Source organism: Bradyrhizobium sp. USDA 4504, from assembly GCF_054063995.1.
This window is the reverse complement of the sequence record NZ_JBSSGV010000001.1, coordinates 5,277,948-5,299,749: the sequence shown is the minus strand read 5'-3', so window position 1 is coordinate 5,299,749 and position 21,802 is coordinate 5,277,948. Positions and strand designations below refer to the sequence as shown.

The 21,802-nt window shown below is 64.8% G+C and carries 31 protein-coding genes; 14 read left to right on the top strand and 17 right to left on the bottom strand.

The features are described 5' to 3' along the window. Positions 1 to 12 precede the first annotated feature (12 nt). Entirely contained in the window at positions 13 to 858 is an 846-nt protein-coding gene (locus ACVMB1_RS24960; RefSeq protein WP_141342586.1) for a hypothetical protein, read from the bottom strand. 329 nt (positions 859 to 1,187) lie between these two features. Between ACVMB1_RS24960 and ACVMB1_RS24955 the strand changes: the two genes are divergently transcribed. The 3 genes from ACVMB1_RS24955 (at position 1,188) to ACVMB1_RS24945 (ending at position 3,277) form a co-directional block, all read left to right on the top strand. Beyond that, entirely contained in the window at positions 1,188 to 2,432 is a 1,245-nt protein-coding gene (locus tag ACVMB1_RS24955; protein ID WP_076830343.1) for a L,D-transpeptidase family protein, read from the top strand. Positions 2,433 to 2,534: 102 nt separating this feature from the next. Then, positions 2,535 to 3,158 (top strand): DUF4336 domain-containing protein, encoded by a 624-nt coding sequence (locus ACVMB1_RS24950; RefSeq protein WP_349629137.1) that lies wholly within the window; start codon positions 2,535 to 2,537, stop codon positions 3,156 to 3,158. Next, a complete protein-coding gene (locus ACVMB1_RS24945; RefSeq protein WP_349629136.1) occupies positions 3,155 to 3,277 on the top strand; it encodes a hypothetical protein in 123 nt (40 codons plus the stop codon). The genes ACVMB1_RS24950 and ACVMB1_RS24945 overlap by 4 nt, the downstream gene beginning before the upstream one ends. Before the next feature lie 18 nt (positions 3,278 to 3,295). Here ACVMB1_RS24945 and ACVMB1_RS24940 read toward each other — a convergent pair whose 3' ends face one another. Both ACVMB1_RS24940 and ACVMB1_RS24935 read right to left on the bottom strand, forming a co-directional pair. Beyond that, complete coding sequence (locus ACVMB1_RS24940; RefSeq protein WP_141342585.1) at positions 3,296 to 4,258, bottom strand: D-2-hydroxyacid dehydrogenase family protein; 963 nt, start codon at positions 4,256 to 4,258, stop codon at positions 3,296 to 3,298. Positions 4,259 to 4,375: 117 nt separating this feature from the next. After that, positions 4,376 to 4,621, bottom strand: coding sequence for a hypothetical protein (locus ACVMB1_RS24935; RefSeq protein WP_057019128.1), 246 nt, complete (start codon positions 4,619 to 4,621; stop codon positions 4,376 to 4,378). A 273-nt stretch (positions 4,622 to 4,894) separates the two neighbouring features. Between ACVMB1_RS24935 and ettA the strand changes: the two genes are divergently transcribed. From ettA to ACVMB1_RS24920, 3 genes are all read left to right on the top strand, one after another. Continuing rightward, entirely contained in the window at positions 4,895 to 6,544 is a 1,650-nt protein-coding gene (gene ettA, locus ACVMB1_RS24930) for an energy-dependent translational throttle protein EttA (RefSeq protein ID WP_456849337.1), read from the top strand. A gap of 165 nt (positions 6,545 to 6,709) precedes the next feature. Next, entirely contained in the window at positions 6,710 to 7,291 is a 582-nt protein-coding gene (locus ACVMB1_RS24925) for a TIGR00645 family protein (RefSeq protein WP_057019130.1), read from the top strand. 99 nt (positions 7,292 to 7,390) lie between these two features. Continuing rightward, complete coding sequence (locus ACVMB1_RS24920) at positions 7,391 to 8,635, top strand: lytic murein transglycosylase (protein WP_371852160.1); 1,245 nt, start codon at positions 7,391 to 7,393, stop codon at positions 8,633 to 8,635. Positions 8,636 to 8,727: 92 nt separating this feature from the next. Here ACVMB1_RS24920 and ACVMB1_RS24915 read toward each other — a convergent pair whose 3' ends face one another. Beyond that, a complete protein-coding gene (locus ACVMB1_RS24915) occupies positions 8,728 to 9,012 on the bottom strand; it encodes a hypothetical protein (RefSeq protein ID WP_016843728.1) in 285 nt (94 codons plus the stop codon). Positions 9,013 to 9,249: 237 nt separating this feature from the next. Further along, on the bottom strand, positions 9,250 to 9,555 hold the full coding sequence (locus ACVMB1_RS24910) for a hypothetical protein (protein ID WP_016843729.1): 306 nt from the start codon (positions 9,553 to 9,555) through the stop codon (positions 9,250 to 9,252). Positions 9,556 to 9,946: 391 nt separating this feature from the next. Here ACVMB1_RS24910 and ACVMB1_RS24905 point away from each other — a divergent pair, with 391 nt between their 5' ends. Both ACVMB1_RS24905 and bfr read left to right on the top strand, forming a co-directional pair. After that, the gene (locus ACVMB1_RS24905; RefSeq protein WP_016843730.1) at positions 9,947 to 10,219 is read left to right on the top strand and encodes a (2Fe-2S)-binding protein; all 273 of its coding nucleotides are present in this window, start codon (positions 9,947 to 9,949) and stop codon (positions 10,217 to 10,219) included. 189 nt (positions 10,220 to 10,408) lie between these two features. Further along, a complete protein-coding gene (bfr, locus tag ACVMB1_RS24900; protein ID WP_076830360.1) occupies positions 10,409 to 10,897 on the top strand; it encodes a bacterioferritin in 489 nt (162 codons plus the stop codon). 90 nt (positions 10,898 to 10,987) lie between these two features. On the opposite strand, the gene ACVMB1_RS24895 is transcribed toward bfr, so the two are convergent. The 5 genes from ACVMB1_RS24895 to ACVMB1_RS24875 form a co-directional block, all read right to left on the bottom strand. Further along, entirely contained in the window at positions 10,988 to 11,383 is a 396-nt protein-coding gene (locus ACVMB1_RS24895; protein WP_141342584.1) for a hypothetical protein, read from the bottom strand. Between the two features lie 214 nt (positions 11,384 to 11,597). After that, entirely contained in the window at positions 11,598 to 11,951 is a 354-nt protein-coding gene (locus ACVMB1_RS24890) for a hypothetical protein (RefSeq protein WP_253638822.1), read from the bottom strand. 154 nt (positions 11,952 to 12,105) lie between these two features. Continuing rightward, complete coding sequence (locus tag ACVMB1_RS24885; protein WP_141342582.1) at positions 12,106 to 12,453, bottom strand: MmcQ/YjbR family DNA-binding protein; 348 nt, start codon at positions 12,451 to 12,453, stop codon at positions 12,106 to 12,108. Positions 12,454 to 12,470: 17 nt separating this feature from the next. Next, on the bottom strand, positions 12,471 to 13,535 hold the full coding sequence (locus ACVMB1_RS24880) for an alpha/beta fold hydrolase (protein ID WP_076830371.1): 1,065 nt from the start codon (positions 13,533 to 13,535) through the stop codon (positions 12,471 to 12,473). A 111-nt stretch (positions 13,536 to 13,646) separates the two neighbouring features. Next, the gene (locus tag ACVMB1_RS24875; RefSeq protein WP_246786722.1) at positions 13,647 to 14,048 is read right to left on the bottom strand and encodes a nuclear transport factor 2 family protein; all 402 of its coding nucleotides are present in this window, start codon (positions 14,046 to 14,048) and stop codon (positions 13,647 to 13,649) included. A gap of 139 nt (positions 14,049 to 14,187) precedes the next feature. On the opposite strand from ACVMB1_RS24875, the gene ACVMB1_RS24870 reads away from it, so the two are divergent. Further along, the gene (locus tag ACVMB1_RS24870; protein ID WP_159109476.1) at positions 14,188 to 14,874 is read left to right on the top strand and encodes an ArsR/SmtB family transcription factor; all 687 of its coding nucleotides are present in this window, start codon (positions 14,188 to 14,190) and stop codon (positions 14,872 to 14,874) included. 15 nt (positions 14,875 to 14,889) lie between these two features. Here ACVMB1_RS24870 and ACVMB1_RS24865 read toward each other — a convergent pair whose 3' ends face one another. After that, positions 14,890 to 15,135: a DUF2188 domain-containing protein gene (locus ACVMB1_RS24865; RefSeq protein WP_016840968.1), complete on the bottom strand. Its 246-nt coding sequence runs from the start codon at positions 15,133 to 15,135 to the stop codon at positions 14,890 to 14,892. Positions 15,136 to 15,254: 119 nt separating this feature from the next. Between ACVMB1_RS24865 and ACVMB1_RS24860 the strand changes: the two genes are divergently transcribed. Together ACVMB1_RS24860 and ACVMB1_RS24855 are read left to right on the top strand one after the other, a co-directional pair. Continuing rightward, a complete protein-coding gene (locus ACVMB1_RS24860) occupies positions 15,255 to 15,521 on the top strand; it encodes a DUF2277 domain-containing protein (protein ID WP_141342579.1) in 267 nt (88 codons plus the stop codon). Between the two features lie 85 nt (positions 15,522 to 15,606). After that, positions 15,607 to 15,831, top strand: a complete 225-nt coding sequence (locus ACVMB1_RS24855; RefSeq protein ID WP_028334831.1) for a hypothetical protein — start codon at positions 15,607 to 15,609, stop codon at positions 15,829 to 15,831. A gap of 55 nt (positions 15,832 to 15,886) precedes the next feature. Here ACVMB1_RS24855 and ACVMB1_RS24850 read toward each other — a convergent pair whose 3' ends face one another. Continuing rightward, complete coding sequence (locus ACVMB1_RS24850) at positions 15,887 to 16,414, bottom strand: collagen-like domain-containing protein (protein ID WP_057019139.1); 528 nt, start codon at positions 16,412 to 16,414, stop codon at positions 15,887 to 15,889. 130 nt (positions 16,415 to 16,544) lie between these two features. Here ACVMB1_RS24850 and ACVMB1_RS24845 point away from each other — a divergent pair, with 130 nt between their 5' ends. Then, complete coding sequence (locus tag ACVMB1_RS24845; RefSeq protein ID WP_141343175.1) at positions 16,545 to 17,540, top strand: hypothetical protein; 996 nt, start codon at positions 16,545 to 16,547, stop codon at positions 17,538 to 17,540. 113 nt (positions 17,541 to 17,653) lie between these two features. Here ACVMB1_RS24845 and ACVMB1_RS24840 read toward each other — a convergent pair whose 3' ends face one another. Further along, on the bottom strand, positions 17,654 to 17,914 hold the full coding sequence (locus tag ACVMB1_RS24840; protein ID WP_016840962.1) for a helix-turn-helix domain-containing protein: 261 nt from the start codon (positions 17,912 to 17,914) through the stop codon (positions 17,654 to 17,656). A gap of 169 nt (positions 17,915 to 18,083) precedes the next feature. Continuing rightward, positions 18,084 to 18,851: an SDR family NAD(P)-dependent oxidoreductase gene (locus tag ACVMB1_RS24835; protein WP_057019141.1), complete on the bottom strand. Its 768-nt coding sequence runs from the start codon at positions 18,849 to 18,851 to the stop codon at positions 18,084 to 18,086. Between the two features lie 127 nt (positions 18,852 to 18,978). On the opposite strand from ACVMB1_RS24835, the gene ACVMB1_RS24830 reads away from it, so the two are divergent. Beyond that, the gene (locus ACVMB1_RS24830; RefSeq protein ID WP_141343176.1) at positions 18,979 to 19,452 is read left to right on the top strand and encodes a hypothetical protein; all 474 of its coding nucleotides are present in this window, start codon (positions 18,979 to 18,981) and stop codon (positions 19,450 to 19,452) included. An 87-nt stretch (positions 19,453 to 19,539) separates the two neighbouring features. Here the strand turns inward: ACVMB1_RS24830 and ACVMB1_RS24825 are convergent, their stop codons facing one another. Continuing rightward, entirely contained in the window at positions 19,540 to 19,794 is a 255-nt protein-coding gene (locus ACVMB1_RS24825) for a hypothetical protein (RefSeq protein WP_057019143.1), read from the bottom strand. 273 nt (positions 19,795 to 20,067) lie between these two features. On the opposite strand from ACVMB1_RS24825, the gene ACVMB1_RS24820 reads away from it, so the two are divergent. Continuing rightward, positions 20,068 to 20,508 (top strand): hypothetical protein, encoded by a 441-nt coding sequence (locus tag ACVMB1_RS24820; protein ID WP_141343177.1) that lies wholly within the window; start codon positions 20,068 to 20,070, stop codon positions 20,506 to 20,508. A 231-nt stretch (positions 20,509 to 20,739) separates the two neighbouring features. On the opposite strand, the gene ACVMB1_RS24815 is transcribed toward ACVMB1_RS24820, so the two are convergent. Then, positions 20,740 to 21,321: an NUDIX domain-containing protein gene (locus tag ACVMB1_RS24815; protein WP_456814836.1), complete on the bottom strand. Its 582-nt coding sequence runs from the start codon at positions 21,319 to 21,321 to the stop codon at positions 20,740 to 20,742. Between the two features lie 19 nt (positions 21,322 to 21,340). Further along, positions 21,341 to 21,790, bottom strand: a complete 450-nt coding sequence (locus tag ACVMB1_RS24810; RefSeq protein WP_035632483.1) for a GNAT family acetyltransferase — start codon at positions 21,788 to 21,790, stop codon at positions 21,341 to 21,343. Positions 21,791 to 21,802: the final 12 nt, after the last annotated feature.

Here is a 21,802-nt window from a genome sequence, read left to right as displayed (position 1 = left end):
CGTTCCTGCTTGCTAGCGCCGGGTGAGCGGCACCAGGGTCGGCTGGCCGAACGGATCGAGCTGCTGCTGCTGAACGACCTGCCGAACCGGCGGCGCGCGGACAATCCGCCGCCGCTCCTTGCGATGTGCCGGCTTGCTGACCGCGCTGCGCTCCGGCTTCTTCGCCTCAGCGGCCTTCGGCGCTACCGGCACTTCGACAACAACTTCGGGCCCACCCAGCGTTGCGATCTTGGTCGCGGCCGCGATCGCCTCGGGTGATGGCGGCGGGGCGGGCTCCGGCGCTGCCATTGCGGGTGCCGGCGGCGGAAGCGCGGGCTCGCTGGGGGCAGGCGGATCGGCGACGGCGGCGACCTTGGCCTCCGTAGCTGCCGGTGCGGCTTCGGCGGCAGCGGGCGTCGGCTCCGATGCCGCCGAGGGATCTGCGGTCGGAGTCTGAGCCGCAGTGTCGGCGGATTGGGCCGGCGCCGGGGTCTCCGTGGCTTGGGCCTCCGGCTTCGGCGGAGCGGGTGGGACCGGATCATCCGCCGTCACGGCGGCGACCTTCTCCGGCTCGGCTGCAGGGGCGGCGATCTCAGCGGGAGCGGCCGGTTGTTCGGACGCGGCCGGCTCGGACGGGGCTGCCGGCGTATCGGTCGTCACCTTGTCGGCGGCGGGCGGATCGACCCGCACCATGGCAAGCACCGGCGGGGTCTCGGGCTGCTGCGCGAATTGCGGCTCGGGCGGCGGCGCCCGGCGGGCCGGAATGCTGGCGAACTCTTCATGCGCCGCGCGAAACAGCGCGGCTGCCCCTAACCCGAACACCAGAAGCGAAGTCGCCAGCACGATCGCGGCGAACAGAAAACGAAGGCCGGGGAGCATGGGCGCGGGTTCCCCCTTCTGCGGGAGGGTCTTCGATGTCGAGGGAACGCGGTGACCACACAAGAAAGCCGGCGTCGCGAGCGCGAATCAGGCCGATTCGAAGATATCGCAACGTCCCGGGACTGTTTGTTACAAAATGCGGGTGATTGATGACTTTGGCCACGTGGACAAACATTCCCGACCCGTGAGACATCTTTGCCGCAGCGTTGACGCGAAATCACAAAAGGCCCGGAATAGCCCGGGTTTCGCGGATTTGTCTTGAATGCGCCGCTATCTTCCTGCATTGGGCCGTTAACAGTCCGGTGTGGCTTGGGGACTATAACAGAGCAATGATGATCAACCGCATTCTGACGATTTGCGCTGCCGCGGCTCTCGGCGTGGCAGGAACCTCGCTTGCGCATGCGCAGCAGGGTTATCCGGCGCCCCAAGGCACCGCCTATTCGACGGCGCCCCAGCCCTACCCCCAGGGCAGCATGCCGGATTTCGACGCACTCAATGACGATGACGGGCAGGATTCGGCTGCATTGCCGCCGCCCGGCCCGGTGCTGTCGCCGAACGACCCGCGCTATGGCCGTCCGGCGAATGCGCCCGCCTATTCCGATCGTGGCGCGCCGACCGGCCCAGTGATGTCGCCGGACGATCCGCGCTATGGCCGCCCGATGAATGCTCCTCCGGTCTATTCCGACCGTGGCGCGCCGACTGGGCCGGTGATGTCGCCCGATGATCCCCGCTATGGCCGTCCGATGGGGCCGCCGCCGGTGATCTACGGCGATCGTCCGGGTGCGCAACAAGCCAATCGCGACAATGGCGTTCCGGCCGCCGGTGTTTCCTACGGCGACGACCGCGGCGGCATGCGTCCGCCCGAGGGCGTTACCGGAGCCGTGCCGCAGCAGCAGGCGCCGGTCGATGCCAACGGCAAGCCGGTGCAGATCGCGGCGCTGCCGCCGGACGAGCAGCCAGAAGACGCCCCGGCGCAACTGCCGCCGAATCTGCGTCGCCAGGAAGTGTCGTTCGCGACCAAGGAGCCGGCAGGCACGATCGTTGTCGATACGTCGAACACCTACCTCTATTACATCCTGGGCAACGGCCGGGCGATCCGTTACGGCGTCCGTGTCGGCCGCGACGGCTTCACCTGGACCGGCGTGCAGAAGATCACCCGTAAGGCCGAGTGGCCGGATTGGCATCCGCCGACCGAGATGATCGAGCGTCAGCCCTATCTGCCGCGCTTCATGGCCGGCGGACCCGGCAACCCGCTCGGCGCCCGCGCGATGTATCTCGGCTCGACCGTGTACCGTATTCACGGCACCAACCAGCCGTCGACCATCGGCAAGTTCGTCTCGTCGGGCTGCATCGGCATGCTGAACGAGGACGTCTCCGACCTGTTCGAGCGTGCCAAGGTCGGCACCCGCGTGGTTGTGCTGCCCGGTGGTCCGCCGCCGGGAACGGCGACGGCTTCTGCCGCGCCCGCGAACCCGATGGCTCCCTCTGCGGCCCAGGCTCAGGCGGCCGCGCCGCTGCCCGGCACGCAGCCGACCACGGTGCAGCCGCTGCCCGCACCGGTGACGGTGCGCTAGGCCAACCGGCAAGTTCATCATTGAAAAAGGCGCGCGAACAGCGCGCCTTTTTTTGTTGCAACAAGCCGCGCATTTCGACGTTGCAGCTTGGGAAGCAATGCGATGCAGGACGTCTGCGAGACCTATCCGCCGCTGAATGCGCCAAAGCCTGTCGCCGATGACGTATGGATGATCGATGGTCCGATCATCCGGTTCGGTCCGCGCTGGTTCAAGATGCCGTTTCCAATGCGCGCGACGATCGTTCGTCTGCCGGGTGGGCGGCTGTTCATTCACTCGCCGACACCATTGCTGGCCGAGCTCAAGGCCGCAATCGTTGAGCTGGGCGTACCGCGCTGGATCATCGGTCCGAACCGTCTGCATTACTGGTGGATTCCGCAATGGAATGCTGCCTATCCCGACGCGCGCATCTTCCTTGCGCCCGGGATCAAGCAACAGGCGGACAATCGGCTGACCTTCGAAGGCGAGCCAATGGAACGATCATCCGGCTATCCCTGGGATGAGTGGATCGCGACGCTGTTGGTGGCAGGCAGCTACATGACGGAGGTCGTGTTCTTCCATCTGCCGTCGCGGACATTGCTGCTGACGGACCTGATCGAGAATTTTGAGGCCGGACGAGTCCGCTCGCCGTTGATGCGGTTCCTGATCTGGCTCGGCGGGTGCGCGATCCCGACGGCAGCACGCCAACCGATCTGCGCTCGACCTTCCTGCAGGACAGGGACGCGATGAAGGCCGCCGTCGCCCGCATGATCGAATGGGATCCGGAACGGATCATTCTCGCCCACGGGCGCTGGTACGACCGGGACGGCCGCGCCGAGCTCGAACGCGCGTTCCGCTGGCTCGGCTAGCCGCAGTGAATGCCGCTGTCAGGCCAGGCGCCGCGGCGGCTCGTTGCCCTTGGTGAAAGCATCGATGCACTGGACCATCTGCTGATAATGCGCCTGCAGGCTCTCGCGCGTCGCGTAGCCGAGATGCGGCGTGATCACGACGTTGTCGAGCTTGCGCAGCGGGTGATCCGACGGCAGCGGCTCGACCGAGAACACGTCGATGCCGGCGCCGGCGATCGTCTTGTCGCGCAGCGCCGCGAACAGGGCGTCCTCATCGACGATCGGCCCGCGCGCGGTGTTGACGAGATAGGCCGACGGCTTCATGCGGGCGAGATCGGCGGCGCCGACCAGTCCGCGCGAGCGCGGGCTCAGCACGACATGGATGGTGATGATGTCTGATGTCGCGAACAGCTCGTCCTTGCTGGCATAGCCGACGCCGGCCTCCTTGCACTTCTCCGGCGTCAGATTGGGACTCCAGGCGATGACGTTCATGCCGAACACTTTGGCCATGCCGGCGACCTTGCTGCCGAGCTTGCCGAGGCCGATGATGCCGAGCGTCTTGCCCTCGATCTCGGTACCGGCAAAGGTCTGCCAGGCCTCGCCGGCGTGCATGCGCGCATTCTCGCGGCCGATGCCGCGCGTCAGTTCCAGGATCAGGCCCATGGTCAGCGGCGCGGTGGGATCGCGGCTATATTGGGTGCCGCACAACACCACCTTGCGGTTCTTGGCGGCCTCCATGTCGATCGCCGCGTTGCGCATGCCTGACGTGATCAGGAACTGCAGCCTGGGCAGCGCGTCGAGCAGGCTCTTCGGGAACGGGGTGCGCTCGCGCATCGCGCAGATGATCTCGAAATCCTTCAGCTTCGTCGCCGCTTCCGCCTCGCTCGCGAACGGCTTGTCGAACACGGTGACGTCGACCCGGTCCTTGACCTTCGGCCAGTCGGCCACCGAAAGCGCGATGTCAAAATAGTCGTCGAGGATTGCACAGCGGAGCCGCGTCATCGGGGAGGTCCATTCAGGGTGAGGACGACGGCGGGAGATCAACCGTCGGGATACCCGTCATGGTCGCGCGCAATCGGCAGGCGCGCAAGCGGCCGCGGTTTCAAAAAGCGGCGATTGTCACACGCGCGGCGACGGCTTCTTCGTGGCGCGGATATCGGCGAGCATCGAGCGGACCGCCGGCGACAGCGCCATCTGCTTGGCACGGCAGGCCGGACCCGGGCCGCGCATATAGTGCAGTTCCGGCCGGTAGGGATTGAAAGCCTTGGCGACGAAGGCGCGCCAAAAGGCGCGGAATTCGGCGAACAGCGTCGCCTCGCCTTTGGTCGTCGGGCGCGGAAGGGGTGCTGAAATGATGGTAGCCATGACGTGGCCTCAACTGTTTTGGCCGCGGTTCTGCCGCGAAAATCGCCGTTTTTCGACGTTGAGAACGAGTTTTGGCCTGATTTATTAAAAGATGGTTTCAATTGTCGTGATTCGGCGCACACATGACGTCGAACCCGTAATCATCCGTGGTGAAGCCGCGAAACGTGGTGAACGGACGGAAAACAGAGGTCCCGCGGTTGCGCTTTCGGGGGCCGGCCGTTACATCGGCGGCAGCAAAATTTCCACAAATCGGATCAATTCCAGGGACAGCGGATGGCTCGCCAGTTCATCTATTTCATGCAGGGTCTGACCAAGGCGTACCCGACCCGCAAGGTGCTCGATAACATCCATCTGAGCTTCTACCCGGACGCCAAGATCGGCGTGCTCGGCGTCAACGGCTCGGGCAAGTCGACGCTGCTCAAGATCATGGCCGGCCTCGACAAGGAGTATAACGGCGAGGCCTGGGTCGCCGAGGGCGCCCGCGTCGGCTATCTCGAGCAGGAGCCGCACCTCGATCCGGCACTCAACGTTCGTGAGAACGTCATGCAGGGCGTCGCCAAGCAGAAGGCGATCCTCGACCGCTACAACGAGCTTGCGGTCAACTATTCGGACGACACCGCCGACGAGATGACCAAGCTGCAGGACGAGATCGAGGCCCAGGGCCTGTGGGATCTCGACAGCAAGGTCGACCAGGCGATGGACGCGCTGCGCTGCCCGCCCGACGATGCCGATGTCACAAAACTGTCCGGCGGTGAACGCCGCCGCGTGGCGCTGTGCCGCCTGCTGCTCGACCAGCCGGAATTGCTGCTGCTGGACGAGCCGACCAACCATCTCGACGCCGAATCGGTGTCGTGGCTGGAAGGTCATCTGCGCAACTATCCCGGCGCGATCCTGATCGTGACCCACGACCGCTACTTCCTCGACAACGTCACGGGCTGGATCCTCGAGCTCGACCGCGGCCGCGGCATCCCGTACGAGGGCAATTACTCGTCCTGGCTGGTGCAGAAGCAGAAGCGACTCGAGCAGGAAGGCCGCGAGGATGCCGCGCATCAGAAGACGCTGGCCCGCGAGCAGGAATGGGTGGCGTCCTCGCCGAAGGCGCGCCAGGCCAAGTCGAAGGCCCGCTACCAGCGCTATGAGGATCTGCTCAAGAAGGCGAGCGAGAAGCAGACCCAGACCGCGCAGATCATCATTCCGGTCGCCGAGCGGCTCGGCGCCAACGTCGTCGACTTCGAAGGTCTCAGCAAGGGATTTGGCGATCGCCTGCTGATCGACGATCTCACCTTCAAGCTGCCGCCCGGCGGCATCGTCGGCGTGATCGGTGCCAACGGCGCCGGCAAGACCACGCTGTTCAAGATGATCACCGAGCAGGAGACGCCGGACAAGGGCACCATCACGGTCGGCGAGACCGTGCATCTCGGCTATGTCGACCAGTCGCGCGACGCGCTCGAGGGCAACAAGACGGTGTGGGAGGAGATCTCCGGGGGCAACGAGCTGATCCTGCTCGGAAAGAAGGAAGTCAATTCGCGCGGCTACTGCTCGGCGTTCAACTTCAAGGGCGCTGACCAACAGAAGAAGGTCGGCGCGTTGTCAGGCGGTGAGCGCAATCGCGTGCATCTCGCCAAGATGCTGAAGTCGGGCGCCAACGTGCTGCTGCTCGACGAACCGACCAACGACCTCGACGTCGACACGCTGCGCGCGCTGGAAGAGGCGCTCGAGGATTTCGCCGGTTGCGCCGTCATCATCAGCCATGACCGCTGGTTCCTCGACCGCATCGCGACCCACATCCTGGCCTTCGAGGGCGACAGCCATGTCGAATGGTTCGAGGGCAACTTCCAGGATTACGAAAAGGACAAAATGCGCCGGCTCGGCCAGGACAGCATCATTCCGCATCGCGTGAAGTACAAGAAGCTGACGCGCTGACCAGTATGAACGGTCGAACGCGGCATCTCGCCGCGCTCGACCGTTCTTCGTTGGCAGGATCGTGACGGCATCGCGGCGCAATGTGCGGCCAGTTGTCGCTTTTCAAGCGCGCGGGATTGCGTAGATAGAGCGCTCCGCAATTTTCAATCCTGCGAGCACTCCACCATGTCCGCACTTTCTGAGGCGCGCGCCCCCGCGAAGGGCCGGTCGCTGCGTCCCGTTCCCATGCTGATCTTCGGATCGCGCTGGCTGCAATTGCCACTCTATGTCGGCCTGATCATCGCCCAGGGCGTCTATGTCGTGCTGTTCCTCAAGGAACTATGGCACCTGTTCGCCCATGCCTTCGATTTCAGCGAGCAGCAGATCATGCTGGCCGTTCTCGGCCTGATCGACGTCGTCATGATCTCGAACCTGTTGGTGATGGTGATCGTTGGCGGCTACGAGACCTTCGTCTCGCGCCTCAATCTGCAGGGCCATCCGGACGAGCCGGAATGGCTGAGCCACGTCAATGCCAGCGTGCTGAAGATCAAGCTGGCGATGGCCATCATCGGCATCTCCTCGATCCATTTGCTGCGCACCTTCATCGAGGCCGGCGCGCTGTCGTCAGGCAAGGGCAACTACACCGAGACCGGCGTGATGTGGCAGACCATCATCCACTGCGTCTTCATCCTGTCGGCGATCGGCATCGCCATCGTCGACAAGCTGTCGAACGACTCGATCGAAGGCGCCAAGCAGGCCGCGCATTGAGCGCGGCCGCCAAGGTTCACAGCAATCCGGTGTCGTGGTAAGGCTCACGACACTGATATCGCGGGCGTTGGCCTGATGCCGCGCCCATTGGACCGCTGCGTGAACAGGTTGTTGGATTTGACATTCCTCCGCGCGCTTGCCCTCGGGCTCCTGCTCGCATCCGTCGTCTCACCCGCGCGCGCCGCCGATGCTGCGTTCACCCAGTTCATCGCCTCGCTGTGGCCGGAGGCCAAGGCCGCCGGCGTGTCGCGCGAGACCTTCGATCGCGAGACGCGCTCGCTCGAGCCCGACTACAAGCTGCCCGACCTGATCCTGCCCGGACGTCCGAAGACCGGCGCACCGGCGCAGGCCGAGTTCGTGCAGGTGCCGGCCGATTACATCAGGGAAGCCTCGATCGCGCGGCTCGCCGCCGAGGGGCAGCGGCTGTTGCAGAAGTATCGCTCCTCGCTTGATGCGATCGAGAAGCGGTTCGGCGTCCCGGCCACCGTCGTGCTGGCGATCTGGGGCCGCGAGACCGATTACGGGCGCTATTCGCTGCCCTACGACACGCTGCGCGTGGTGGCGACGCAGGCCTATGTCGGCCGTCGCAAGGATCAGTACCGCACCGAGTTCATCCTGGCGCTGAAGATCCTCGGCGAGGGCGCGGTGACGCGCAAGGAGATGCGCTCATCGTGGGCGGGAGCGACCGGCTACACCCAGTTTCTGCCGTCGGAATATTACAAGCACGGCGTCGATCTCGACGGCGACGGCCGCGTCGACATCTGGCATTCGGTGCCGGACGCGCTCGCCTCCGCCGCGCAGCAGCTGGTCAACAAGGGTTGGCAGCCCGGCGTGCGCTGGGCCTATGAGGTGCAGGCGCCGGCCAATGCCGACTGCACGATGGGCGTGCCTGAAGTGACGAAGCCGATCAGCCAGTGGCTGCGCGCCGGCTTCGTGCCGGTGCGCGGGCAGAAGCTCAGCGCCGCCGAGCAGGCGCAATCGGCGTCGCTGCTGCAGCCGGAAGGCAGCTACGGTCCGGCCTTCCTGACCACGCCGAACTACTTCGTGATCAAGGAATACAATTTCTCCGATCTCTACGTGCTGTTCGTCGGCCACCTCGCCGACCGCATGACGAGCCCGCAGCCATTCGCGACGCCATGGTCGGCGTCGAAGCAGCTGCGCTCCGCCGATGTCGAGGCGATGCAGCAGCAGCTGACGAAGATCGGTCTCTACAAGGACAAGCTCGACGGCAAGGCCGGGATGCAGACCCGCGCGGCGCTCGGCGCCTATCAGAAGCAGGCCGGGCTGAAGGTCGATTGCTGGCCGAGCGAGGCGGTGCTGCGCGCGATGAACGGGCAGCGCTGATCGGGCCGGCTCGCAGGGCCGCCTGTGGCGAAAGCAAAAACCCGGCCGAGAGGCCGGGTTTTCGAATGTGATGCTGAAAACGTGTCGGTCGATCAGTCGCAAACCTGGATGCGACGGAAGCGCCAGCCGTAGCCGTCCCAGAAGCGCTCACGAACCATGCGGCACGGGGCCTCTTCGACGTAAACCGGCGCCGGTGCGACATAGACCGGGGCGGGGCGAGCGCCTGCGATAGCGCCGCCCAGCAGGGCGCCGCCGATCAGGCCGCCGGCAACGCCGGCCGCGACGGCGCCGCCGTCACCAGCCTTGGCAGCCGGAGCAACGGCCAGCGAACCGGCAATCGTGGTAACGGCGACAAGGGCAGCTAAAGTCTTCTTCATGTCTTTGGCTCTCCTGGAAGGTGGTGGCGTCCTGGTTCGGCGCCGGGTTGAGGTGACTCACACGCTGATCTCGAACTGCTGTCTTGCTAAACAGCGCAGAACAGTCAACCGAAAGTAAACGTCCGCAGGCTGATCGCGCAGAAAAGCGGTTTTTTCTGGCCATCTGCAGCAGATGTCCCGGAGAAACAGTCGGTTTTTCCGGGACATTTGGTTCGATTTAATCGAGATGAACGGCGATCAATCGCAAACGCGGACGCTGCGAACGCGCCAGGTGTAGCCGTCCCAGAACCGCTGGCGCTGCCAGAAGCAATCGGGACCATAGCCGGGCTCGGCGACATAGGCCGGACCGGGCGCATAGTAGCCGTATCCGGGACCGTAATAGCGGTTCTGCGATGCGATCGCGCCACCGACAATGGCGCCACCGATCAATCCCGCAGCGACGCCGGCGGCGACACCGCGTTGTGCCTGGGCGGGGGCGGGCACCGCCACAGTCGAAGCCGCCACAGCGGCAACGGCGCAAAGCGCCAGCAATGTCTTCTTCATGGCCTCACCTTTCTCGCGGCAGCAGGGACAGCGTGCATTGGCGATCTGTCTCGCCGGAGGGTTCCATATTCAGCTTGAATGATCAATGAACGACGCTGCCGCATTCGCGACCAAATGCTTGCAGCTTTTGCAATATCTTGCAACGCACAAGCCCGATAGCGCCGCGGCGAGGCGTGTGCTCATGGGGGCCGGCGGCGAAGGAAGCGGTTATTGGCCCGTCAGCCACCCGGCGGGCGTCGGATTCCTGACCTCCGACCGATTTAGACTCATTCCAATATGAATCCCGCATCAGTTTGGAATTGCTACAAAAACCGCTTTTTCCTTTTGCATCCCGCGGGAGCCGACAATATCCATATTGCCAAGCATCACCGTTGGACCCCGCCTTTCTCCGATGATTGTCTGTTCCTGTAACGTCCTTAGCGACCACGATGTCCGCAATGCCGTCAATGGCGGTGGGTCCGTGACTCGAAATGCCAAGCAGGTGTACGGCTGCCTCGGCTGCAGTGCCGAATGCGGCCGCTGCGCGCGCACCATCAAGGCGATCATCGACGAGGCGCTCGGTCCCTGCGCTAAGGCCTGCTGCTCCGGCTGCCCCCACAGCGGCCATCCGCACGCCGCCAACGAGGACGCCGAGCCGGCCGAATTCGCGCTCGCGGCCTGCTAACGCTTCTCGTTTCGACGCGCTTCCTGACGGCGAACCGGCTTCCGTTTCGCTGGAAGACGCTGCGCTAATCCTTCGAATCCGGTTATCCACGCGCTGCTTCTGCGAAGAGTTGCTCTTGCCGATAATCTGATTTAGAAGCGTTCTAAGTTTAGCGCCGGCCAAGGTTGGCCGCGACAGGTGGAGTGGATCATGCAAGGCGACCCGAAGGTCATCGATTATCTGAACAAGGGGCTGCGCAGCGAACTGACCGCCATCAATCAGTACTGGCTGCACTACCGGATGCTCAACAATTGGGGCCTCCTGGAGATGGCCAAGGTCTGGCGCAAGGAGTCCATCGAGGAGATGGAGCACGCCGACAAATTCGTCGATCGCATCCTGTTCCTCGACGGCTTCCCGAACCTGCAGGTGCTCGATCCCCTGAAGATCGGCCAGGACGTCAAGGAGATCATCGAGTGTGACCTCGCCGCCGAGATCGGCGCGCGCACGCTCTACCAGGAGGCGGCGACCTACTGCCATGGCGTCAAGGACTATGTCAGCCGCGACCTATTCGAGCAGCTGATGAAGGACGAGGAAGAGCACATCGACTTCCTCGAGACCCAGCTCGACCTGATCAAGCGCATCGGCCTTGAGCTCTACACCCAGAAGCACGTCGGTCATCTGAAGGGCGAGGATTCCTGACCGGCTGTCAGCCGCGCGCCGAGCGTCTGCCAAAATACGAGAGGCCGGCCTTGCGGGCGGCCTCTTTTGTTTTTGTGAACGAGCTATTCGTCAGTAGCACCGCGTGATGTTGATGGTGCGGTCGCCGCCGCGGCCGGGCACCGTGACGCTCTCGGTGGGGCAGCTCGACACATAGGGCCGATCCGACGGCACCACGGCCGGCGGATAGCGGTGCGCCCAATCCCACGGCACGTCCTGGGTGTAGGTGTAGCGGACGTCGCTCGAGACCGGCGCCGGGACCTCGGCGGCGAAAGGAACGCTCGCCGCGCCATCATAATATCCGCCCGCGTCCGGCAACACGATGCCGGGCACCCGCACATGATGGCGGAAAGCTGGATGATGCGAGGAGAACGTGCCGCGCGCTGCGGATCCGGATCTCGCATAGGTCTCGGTCGGGGAAGCAAGCAGCAGCGCTGCAACGCCAAGGTAAACACCAAGGGACGCCATCAGCGCCCCAGTTGTTCGATACGCCATTCTTCGAAGAGCCATGGCACGCACCAACTCGCGGTTACGGAGCATTTCTGCAGACGCTAGGCCGCGCCTCATGGCGCCCGCAAACTCATCCTTAATTATTGGTTAAAAAGTAAGGTTAACAGGGAGTAACTGTTTCAAATTGACGCGACCTCGCGCGCAGGCTTCCCGCGCAGGCGGCGGGCGCCGCTCAGACCGCATCCGCCGGAACGAAGCAGCTGATGATGGTGCTGCCGCGGTGGTGCACGTACCACACCACGGCCTCGCCGACCGGGTTGCCGCGATCGCGGATCACGGCGCGCTCCGGCACCATCATCCACTCGCCCTCGATCGGCACCCAATAGGCGCCGCCCCGAACGTCGTAGCTGGTGCGATGGCCGTCGGAGATGTCGCAGCACGGCACGCCATTCGGCGCGATCACGCTCTTGAACCAGGCGCGGATATCGGGCGGCACGTTGTCGTATTGGCCGTTGTCGAACGCCAGTGCAGCGCCCACCATCATGGCGAGCCACGCAAGCACCGCGACATGCGTGAGCCTTCGCATTACCTTCCTCCGGCGAAAACTTCTACGTGACCCGCGCGTAGCGTCACGCGAATCCGGGGTTTGCGCGATTAGGCACGAACCGCGCGCGGGATGCATGCTCAAAGAATCGGCGAAACCGCGCAGTCAGGCGTGATGCAGTGCGGGATGGTTGCGCTCAGGTTGGTTGCTTCGTGCGCGCCTTCTTCGCGGCTTTCACCGCGATATTGTCCCGCGCCATTTCGAGCACGCTGCGCAGCGTGATCTGATCCGCTTTCGCGAGGCGGACATTGGTGCTGCCGCTCTTGCCCCAGCCGCCCGGCACCGGCCGGAAGATCTCGGGCTCGGCCTCGATCACCATCGCCTGCTGCTCAGGTGTCAGCTTCACCATGCCCCAATCCTGGTCGGGATAGCCGAGGGTTGCGAAGATGCGCTTGCCGACGCGGAAGTCGGCGGTGCCGTGATGCGCGCCTTCAACGACCTCGGGCAGGCTCAGCGCAATGCGGCGGAAGCGATCAGCGGACATCGCCCTGGCCTCGATCGCTACATCGTGCGTTGCGGCGCCGTCTGCAACAGTTCCTGCAATTGCCTGGCATAGAACCGCGCGTCGCCGGTGGTGAGATGGCCGCGTGTCTCGCTGCTTGCCGGGATCAGATCAATCCTGCCGTTCTTGATCCGCTTCACTGCAGCTTCGGTGACGCCGGTCTCCGGCGGATTGCGCTCATCGTCGGCCGCATTGATCGCAAGCAGGGTGGCCTCGATCTTCTCCAGTCCCGCCGACGGATCGTAATCGTGCGAGGCCTCCCATTGATAGATGTAGTCGTTGGCATCTGATGTGACCGGCAGGGCCAGCTGGTCGTCGACGAGCTTGTCGGCCTGCGTCGCGGTCGGCGCCAGCATCTGGTAGGCGAGCGTGCCGCCGGCGCTGGCGAAGCGATAGGCGGCGATGGCGTATTTCATCATCCGCGGCTGGCTGGTGTAGTTGCCGCCATTGTAGTCGGGATCGTTGCGGATCGTTTCCAGCATCGTCCGCCGCAGCATCCAGTTGCGTGCCGCCATAGCGGTCGGCTGCGAGGCCATCGGCACCAGCACGTCCATCATCCGCGGATAGCGCACGCCCCAGATCCAGGTGTGCATGCCGCCCATCGAGTTACCGATCACGAGCCGCAGATGCCTGATACCGAGCCCTTCGGTGACCAGCCTATACTGCGCGTCGACCATGTCGTTGTAGTCGTATTTCGGAAAGCTCGTCCGCATCGCGTCCGACGGCTTCGACGATTTGCCGTGCCCGATGCCGTCGGGGATGATGATGTAGTATTTCGCCGCATCGAGCGGCTGGCCGGGGCCGAACAGCTGGCCGGCAAAGCTCGGCGTCAGCATGCTGGCCGCCGAGCCGCCGGAGCCGTGCAGCACCAGCACCGGCTGTCCGGTGGGCGCGCCGACCGTGGTGTAGTGCAGCCGCAGTTCCGGCATCACCTCGCCGCTGTGAAACTTGAAGTCCTTTGCGATCCATTCGCCATCCTGCGGCGTGGGATAGTCTGCAGCCATGGCCGGTACCGACATCGAGACAACAACAGCGGCCACAAAGGCCGCGCACCAACGGATCATTATGCTTCTTCCCACGCGCGGCGCATTTGTCCAGCCGCTTGCGTGCAAGCCTAGCATGACGGAAGGCGTCGTCCGATAGCGGCGCCGCGCCCCTGACGCAGAAGTGTCCGGTTAACTCGCCTTCAGCACGTTCAGCGCATACCATCCCCAATAGACGCGGTGACGCTGGATCAGGCCGTCATCGATCTCCATGACCTCGACCAGATCCATCTGATCGCCGTCCGGAGACTGCCGCGGATACTCCCACGTGAGGACGCGGCCGTCGCTGAAGAAACCCTGCTTGAAGCGCCGCCGTTGCGGCGGGCTGGTGCGGAACACGCGCGTGATGAACTCGCGCAGCGCGTCGCGGCCGCGGACGATCCCGTCTTTGGTCTGCATCAAATGCTGGACCAGCGGGCTCTCGATCGAGGCGTCGGCTGCGTAGAGCGCGAGCGCCGCCTCGAGGTCCTTGTTACCGAGCGCCTCATCCCAGAGCCTGTAGATGCGTTCCGCGTCGTTGCTGCCGGCTGTCATGATCGTTGCCTTGTGTTTGATCGACTGCCGCCCATCTGAACGGAACAGGCCGCCGCGACGTTTCAGGAAAATCTGAAATGAACTGCGCGGCACGGCGTATGCGGGTATGACGTTTCGGCGCGATCTGGAGGACGATGCGGTGGGATCATCCCAGGCTTTGCAGACGGGATTTTCGCGGATCGCCGAGGCCTTGGGAGATCCGGTCCGCGAGGCGATGGTCAGTGCGCTGGCCGACGGCAAGGCGTTGCCGGCGGGCGAGCTTGCTGCGGTCGCCGGCATTTCGCCGCAAGGCGCCAGCGCGCATTTGCAGAAGCTGGTCGACGCCCGCGTGCTTTCCGTGTGGGCACAGGGCAGGTTCAGATATTACCGGATCAGGGACGACGACGCCGCGGCGCTGATCGAGAACCTCGTCGATCTTGCGGCCAAGGCCACCGTGGGGAGGCGTGCGATGCCGGCCGAGCAGCTCAGGCGATCGCGCACCTGCTACCACCACCTTGCGGGTCAGCTCGGCGTGCTGTTGTCGAATGCGCTGATCCGCCGCCGCCTGGTCGTGATCGACGGCCGCGATGGTCGGGTGACCGAGCAGGGGTTGGCCTGGTGCCGGGCCGAGGCAATCGATTTCGATCCGGCGCGGCAGCCGCATCTGCGGCTCTGCAACGACTGGACCGAGCGCGTGCCGCATCTCGCCGGTCCGTTTGCCAATGCCGTGCTGGCGCGGCTGATCGAGATGCGCGGCGTTGCGCCGCATCGGATTCCGCGCGCATTGCGGATCACCGACCGGGGGCGGGCGTTCTTCGACCGGCTTGGCGTCCAGGTTCCGTTCTGAAGGCGACGAGATGATCTAGCGGCCGTCCTCGACCTCGGTCTCCGGGCGGTCGTTGCCGGATGCGGTTTCGGTCAACCATTTGCCGTCCGACGTCTCGTACTGGATCGCCTCGGTGCGGCCGGGGACGCGCTGCTCGTTGGCGGCGCGTCGGGCAGCGGCGAGTGCCGCGGCGTGGGTAGGAAATGGTTCCGAGAACACCCCGTTGACGGTATAGGCCCAGCCGCCGTCGTGCTGGACTACCTTGTAGATCACGTGGCTCATCCGGAACCTCGCTCCACCGTGGACGATGACACTGCCAGAATAGACCACGATGTCGTATTTTGCAGCAGCCGATCGTCCTTGAGAGAGCCGCCCCGTTGCCGCGGGCGAGGGAGACCGACATGTGCCGCAATATCAAGACGCTGTTCAACTTCGAGCCGCCCGCCACCGAGGACGAGATCCACGCCTCGGCGCTGCAGTTCGTGCGCAAACTGTCCGGCTTCAACAAGCCGTCGCAGTCCAATGAGGCCGCCTTCAACCTGGCCGTGACCGAGGTCTCGAATGCCGCGCGCAAGCTCCTGATCTCGTTGCAGACCACGGCACCGGCGCGCGATCGCGAGGTGGAGGCGGAGAAGGCGAGGGAGCGTTCGCGCCTGCGGTTTGGCTGAGGGCGGGGCGTACCGTGACGCAGGTCACGGTGCGGCGCCGCGCGTCCGGGCATCGGTGTCGTTCACCCGATCCCGGAGCGACGCCATGAAGCCTGCCCTGCTCACGTCCTGTTCGATTGCGTTCGCCGTGCTCTGGACCTGCGGCATGCTGTGGTCGAGCGGGACGATCGACCTTGCCAACGTCATCATCCTGTCGGCCTGCGGGGCGCTCGCGGGCGTTGCCTGGTATTACGCCATGCGCTGGGTCTTCCAGCTCATGCACCTCGCTCGCCCCTCCGATCCTCCGGCCAATCCGGGCGCGGAGCAGTAGGCATCGGGGCGACACGGACAGAGCTGGCCGTGTCGCCGCGCGAGGACAGGAAGGATTACTTCTTGTCCTTCTTGCGGTGCTTCTTCTTTTTCTTGTGATCGTCGTCCTCGTCGTCATCTTCCGCAAAGTCGATGGCGTCGACGTCAAGCGCGATCGCCTCCGCTGCCGCGCGCTCGGCGGCATCGCGCTCGGCGAACTCGGCGGCTTCACGCTCCTTGGTGCGCTTGTAGTCTTCCCAGGCGTCGAAGATCATGTGCAGCCACGGCATCACCTGTTCGATCGACGGCAATTGTCCGGGCGGGCCGGCTTCACCGCGCGGGCCGGCCGGTCCCTGCGGTCCCTGTGGGCCAGCTTCGCCGCGCGGACCCTGCACGCCCGCCTTGCCTTGCGCTCCCGGCTTGCCCTGGGGCCCCGCCTTCCCGACCAGTCCGGGCTTGCCCTGCGGACCCGGCTTGCCGCGCGCACCTTCCGGCCCCGGCCGCCCCGGATGTCCTTGCGGACCGGGCCGACCCGGCTCGCCCTGACGGCCCTGCGGCCCCTGCGCCCCTCGTGACCCCTGGCGGGAGATTGTCTCGTCAGCCACTGATATGCTCCGTCGCGATTTCAAGCCGCTTGTAACAGAGGTTGGATGACGGCTTCAATTCTGCCGGGCGCGGCTGATGCAAGCGATCAACAATCATAATTCGATGCGAAGATCGTGACGGGAGGACGCGTTGCGGATTCTGAACGACAGGCGCGGGGCAGTTGCAGGCGACGCAACAGGGACGCTGACGTTCGACATCGTGGTGACGCGGCACGATCTGCGCGACGAAGCGGCGTTTCGCAACACCGGCGTCCTCGATCTGTATGCCGAGCTGTTTCCTCCGAACGAGCGCGACGCCCCCGACGACATTGTGCGTTGGGTGTTGTCAGATGATGTCGGCGAGCGACGAGAGTTCAGCGTCGGTGATCAGCAGCTGTCATATTGCCTCGACTCGCGCTGCTTCATCCTGCGCGCGGAAGGGCGCGCGATCGGCCTCGGCTTCTTCACCTACGATCACGCAAGCGAGCTGATCTACTGCAACTATGTCGGCGTCGCGAAGGCGTGGCGCGGCGGCGGCCTGGCGGGCCGGTTCTATCGCGAGATGATCGAGATGCTCGACGCCTTGTTTCCGCGCAATATCGGCGTGGTGCTCGAGGTCGAGCCGTATGATCGCGATCGCCTGGCGGCGATCATCGGCGATCTCGAACTGACGGGCATGAGGCGGCTCGCAGCGGATCAACAGACCGAGATTCGCAGATTGCTGCGCGTCAACTGGTACGACAAGCTTGGCTATTGCTTCTTCTGCGACGCGCGCGGCATGCAGCCGCTTGAGTGTCGCTCGCCATGCCTCGATCCATCGCTATTGCCATCCGCTTGGGGCGGCGCGGAGGAAAATTATTGGTTGGCCTGGCAGTCGCGGACCGGCGCGTCCTTGGCGGAGGGCGAGCGCGCGGGTGAGCTCTGGCAAAGAGCCGTCGCTGCGATCTATGTCGAGATCCTCGCAAAATCGCTGGTCGACGACGATCCGAAGGGGCGGCGCGACTATTGGGACTATGCGACGGCGCTGGTCGCGCAGACGCTGCAACAGGCCGCGACGACCGAGGTGCGTCTCGCTCGCTGCCTTGATGCCGGCGGCAGCGAGCTGTTGTCGCGCTGGCGGCGGCTTTCGATCGACCTGCCGATCTAGCGTCGACGTGCCGCTCATGCGTGATGCGATCCGGTTGAATCGTCATCACGCTTAGCTCGTTGTCCAAGCACGATCTTCCCGGAAAGCCGCTTCGCGCGTTTCCGGATCTTGCTCTAGGCTGCGGCGTGCTCGCTCAGCGGCACGTCGATGCCGTCGGCCGAATATTCGCGGATCTTGTTCCGCAATGTCCGAACCGACAGCCCGAGCACGCGCGCGGCGCGGGTGCGGTTGCCGTCGCAGCGCGCAAGCGTTTGCAGCACGAGCTCGCGCTCGACTTCATCGACGGTCGCGCCGATCAGCAGTGGGACGATTTCATTTGGAGCCAGCGACGGCAGCAGAGCTTCCGGCGACGGTACGGTGGACGCGTAAGACATGAACTCCTCCCGATCAACGCCCGCTTCGTCGGTGAAGCGAAGACATCGAGAACCAACTACCCCGTAGATCAACGGTGTGCCGGTTTGGTTAACAAGCCCTTAACGCGCCCCTAACTCCCTGCTCTGTAAGCAAAATACCCAGAAATCGCCACGATTGCGGTTCCATCCGTCACAATGTGCGGTAGCCGCCATCGACCATCACGATCGATCCCGAGACATAGGCCGATAGGTCCGAGGCGAGGAAGATGGCGGGGCCGACGATGTCCTCCGGCTTGCCGGCGCGGCCGAGCGGGGTGTGGTCCATGAAGACCTTGACGAGGTCGGGATTGGTGGCGCGCACCTTCTCGTTCAACGGCGTCTCGATGAAGCCCGGCCCGATTGCATTGACGCGCACACCATCCTTGCCGAGTTCGGCGGCCAGCGCCTTGGTGAAGCCGAGCACGCCGTGCTTGGAGGCGGTATAGGCCGGAGAACTCGGCGTGCGCAGATGCACGAAGGACTGGATCGAGCCGATGTTGACGATGCGTCCCTTGTTCTTGCGCAGTGGCGCGAGGAACGAATGCGTCACGTTGAACACGCCGGTGAGATTGATCGAGATGATGTCTTCCCAATCCTTGATCACGGCCTCGTCGGTGCCGAGCATGCCGTTGCGGCGCGCGATGCCGGCATTGTTGACCAGGATCGAGACCGGCCCGGCCTTGTCGGCCACTTGCTTTGCCATCGCGACGCAGGCGTCGCGATTGGTCACGTCGAGCGCAAAGCTCTCCGCCTTGCCGCCGGCATTGCGGATCTCCCTGGCCGCTTCCGCCGCCGCATCGCCGTTCATGTCGAGCAGCACCACGCGCGCGCCCTCGCGGCCGTAGCCCAGTGCGATGGCGCGCCCGATGCCCGAGCCCGCACCGGTGATGACGGCGATGTGATTGTCGAGAAGGGCCATGGCGTTTCCTCGTTCTGATTTGTGAGCGTTGTCGACAACACTATTCAAAACTGCGCCAACCGAAACGCCAAGCCGCGTTTGCGCGTTGCTGTTATCCGGATTCGGATGACGGTTACGGACCGCGGACATGGACCCGCATATCAGACACTGGAAAGTTGCGATCGAGCGCTTTTGCGCGGCGCCGGATCCCGACTACCGCGAGATGGCCAAAATGGTCGCGGAGATCGCCGCGACCGACATCGACGAGACGCTGCGGCGTGCGGCCGCACAGGTGCTGCCGATCCTGCGCCAGGCGGCGATGAAATCGGCCGACCGCCGCACCAAAGCGATGGCGCTGCGCCGTCTCGGCATCGTCAACGACGCACTGCACATGCTGTCGGCACCGCGGTTTGGCCGGCGCGGCCTGGCGCCGAAGGCGCTGACGCAGGAGGAGCAGTACCGGCAATTGCTCGGCCTGCCGTTGGGCCGCCGCCTCGCTGCGACCGAAGTCCAGCAGGCTTTCAAACGCGCCGCCAAGACGGTGCATCCCGACGGCGGCGGCAACGGCGCGGCATTCCTCGAACTCGCCGCCGCGCGCGACGCCCTGATCAAGCATCACTGACGCTGGATCGCGTCATATCTGACAGCACAAGGACGGACGCCGCGCTGTTGCCGCGTGTCCGCCTTTGCGTGATCGAATGGCGTTCGCTCAAAACGCGCAGGTGCCGTTGTTCAGGAGGCCGGTCTTGTAGCTGAACGCAGCGTCGAAGGTCGGCAGCTCCTCGCTGACGATGGAGAAGTTCGCCGGCCACGGCGTGGTCGGGATGCTCTGGTCCCAGATCTGGCAGAAGCCGGTGTCCTGCCAGCGGATCAGATGATAGGGCGTGGCGCTGGCTGGGCTTGCCGCGGCAAGCAAGGACACGGTGGCGGCAATGGCGGCACAGGCAATCGCAAGACGACGCATGGGAAATCTCCGGTTTGAAAAATGAATGCTCCGCGGGGCAATCCTGGAGCTCAGGGGCCGATCGCCCCGGACATGCAGTGAGTATTGCAACCCCGGGAACAGGTTCAACACCGGTCGTGCGAAAGCACCCGTCAACAAATCGGCCATCGCTGTGCCAAATTGCGCCTGTTTACGCGCTTGCTACAGTCGGAGCATCGCGATTCGCAGCCGTGTCACGACGCGAGCAAATCGACGAGAGCAAATCGACGTGAGTAAATCCTGGGGAGACCACACATGAAACCTTCATCCACCCTGCGTGCTGCGCTTGCCGCGCTGCTGGCGTTCATTGGCCTTGCGTTCTCTTCCGCGGCCCGCGCCGACAGCGGCTTCGTGACGCTCACGATCTACAAGGCCGGATGGATCATCGGTGGCTCCGGCGGCAGCGGCGTGTTGACCTTCCGCGGCCGCTCCTACCGGCTCTCCACCGGCGGCCTCGACTACGGACTGGTGTTCGGCGGCTCCAAGACCGTGCTACGCGGCCGGGTCAGCAACATCAACCGTCCGTCCGACGTTGCCGGCGTCTACGGTGCGGCCGGCGCGGGGCTTGCCGTCGGACGCGGCGCGCGTGCGATCGTGCTGACCAATCAGAAGGGCGCGGTGTTGGAGTTGACCGGCCACCAGGTCGGCCTGATGGCCAACGCCGATCTGAGCGGGCTTGCGATCACGATGCGGTAGAGCATTTCGTTCGGTTTATCCCCGTCATCCTGAGGAGCGCGTCTTCGCGCGTCTCGAAGGATGCACGGCCCGGCTGGTGGCCGATTCATCCTTCGAGGCTCGCCGAAGTGGCTCGCACCTCCAGCGACAATGGCATAGCCATTGCGCAGGGATGACGGGGACAGCTAGTCTAAAGCGTTGAGTGCGCGAAGCCGCAAGGCCGTGCCGGCACCGGCCGGGGCGAAGCCGCGTTCACCTGAACAGATGCAGCGCGGCGTATTGCAGCAGCATGATGGTCTTGGCGTCGACGATGCGGCCGTCGCTGATCATGGCGAGCGCGTCGTCGATCGCAAGCTCGAGCACCTCGATGTCCTCGCCCTCGTCGGCGAGCCCGCCGCCGTCACCGATGCGCATCGCGGCGTCGTATTCGGCGACGAAGCAATGCAGCATCTCGGTCACGGCGCCCGGAGACGTGAAAGCCTCGAACACCTTGCGCACATGCACGAGCCGGTAGCCGATCTCTTCCTCCGCTTCGGCGCGGATGCGTGCTTCCGGCTCGGCATCGTCGAGCATGCCGGCGGCAACCTCGATCAGCAGATCGTCATAACCGTTGGCGAAAGCGGGGAAGCGGAACTGGCGCACCAGCACGACGCAGCGGGTCGTCAGATTGTAGGGCAACAGCGCCGCGCCGTTGCCGCGGTCGTAGACCTCGCGCACCTGGGTCTGCCATTCGCCGTTGGCGCGCCGGTAGTCGAACGTCGCGCTCTTCAGCTCGTAGCGGCGCTTCGAAAGCAGCTCGACGTGCTTGACGCGAACGCGGTCGGCGATGCTCATGCGTCGGTCCTCAGCCCTCTCACGGCGTCGCTTCGCGCCCGTCGAGCCATTTGGCCAGCATCACCGAGGTCGACTCGTCATAGCCGAGCGATTGGTAGAACGCGCCGGCCTTGGCGTTCTCCCGCCGCACCAGCAGTTGCAGCTTCGGCACGCCGGCGGCGCGCAGCCAGTCCTCGGCCGCCGCCATGATGGTGCGGCCAAGCCCCTTGCCCTGGCGGTTGGGATCGACCGCGACGTAATAGACCCAGCCGCGATGACCGTCGTGGCCGACCATCGCGGTCGCCACGATCGCATTGGCGTCGCGGCCGACCAGCACGGCTGAATTCGGTCCGCGCCGCGCCAGCGCGATGTCGGCAGCAGGATCGTTCCATGGCCGCGTCAGGCCGCAGGCCTGCCACAGCGCGACGACATCGGCGATGTCGTTATCGGTGATCTCTGCAATGGCGAGGGAGGCAGAGGAGGAGGGCATCGTCGCCTGCGC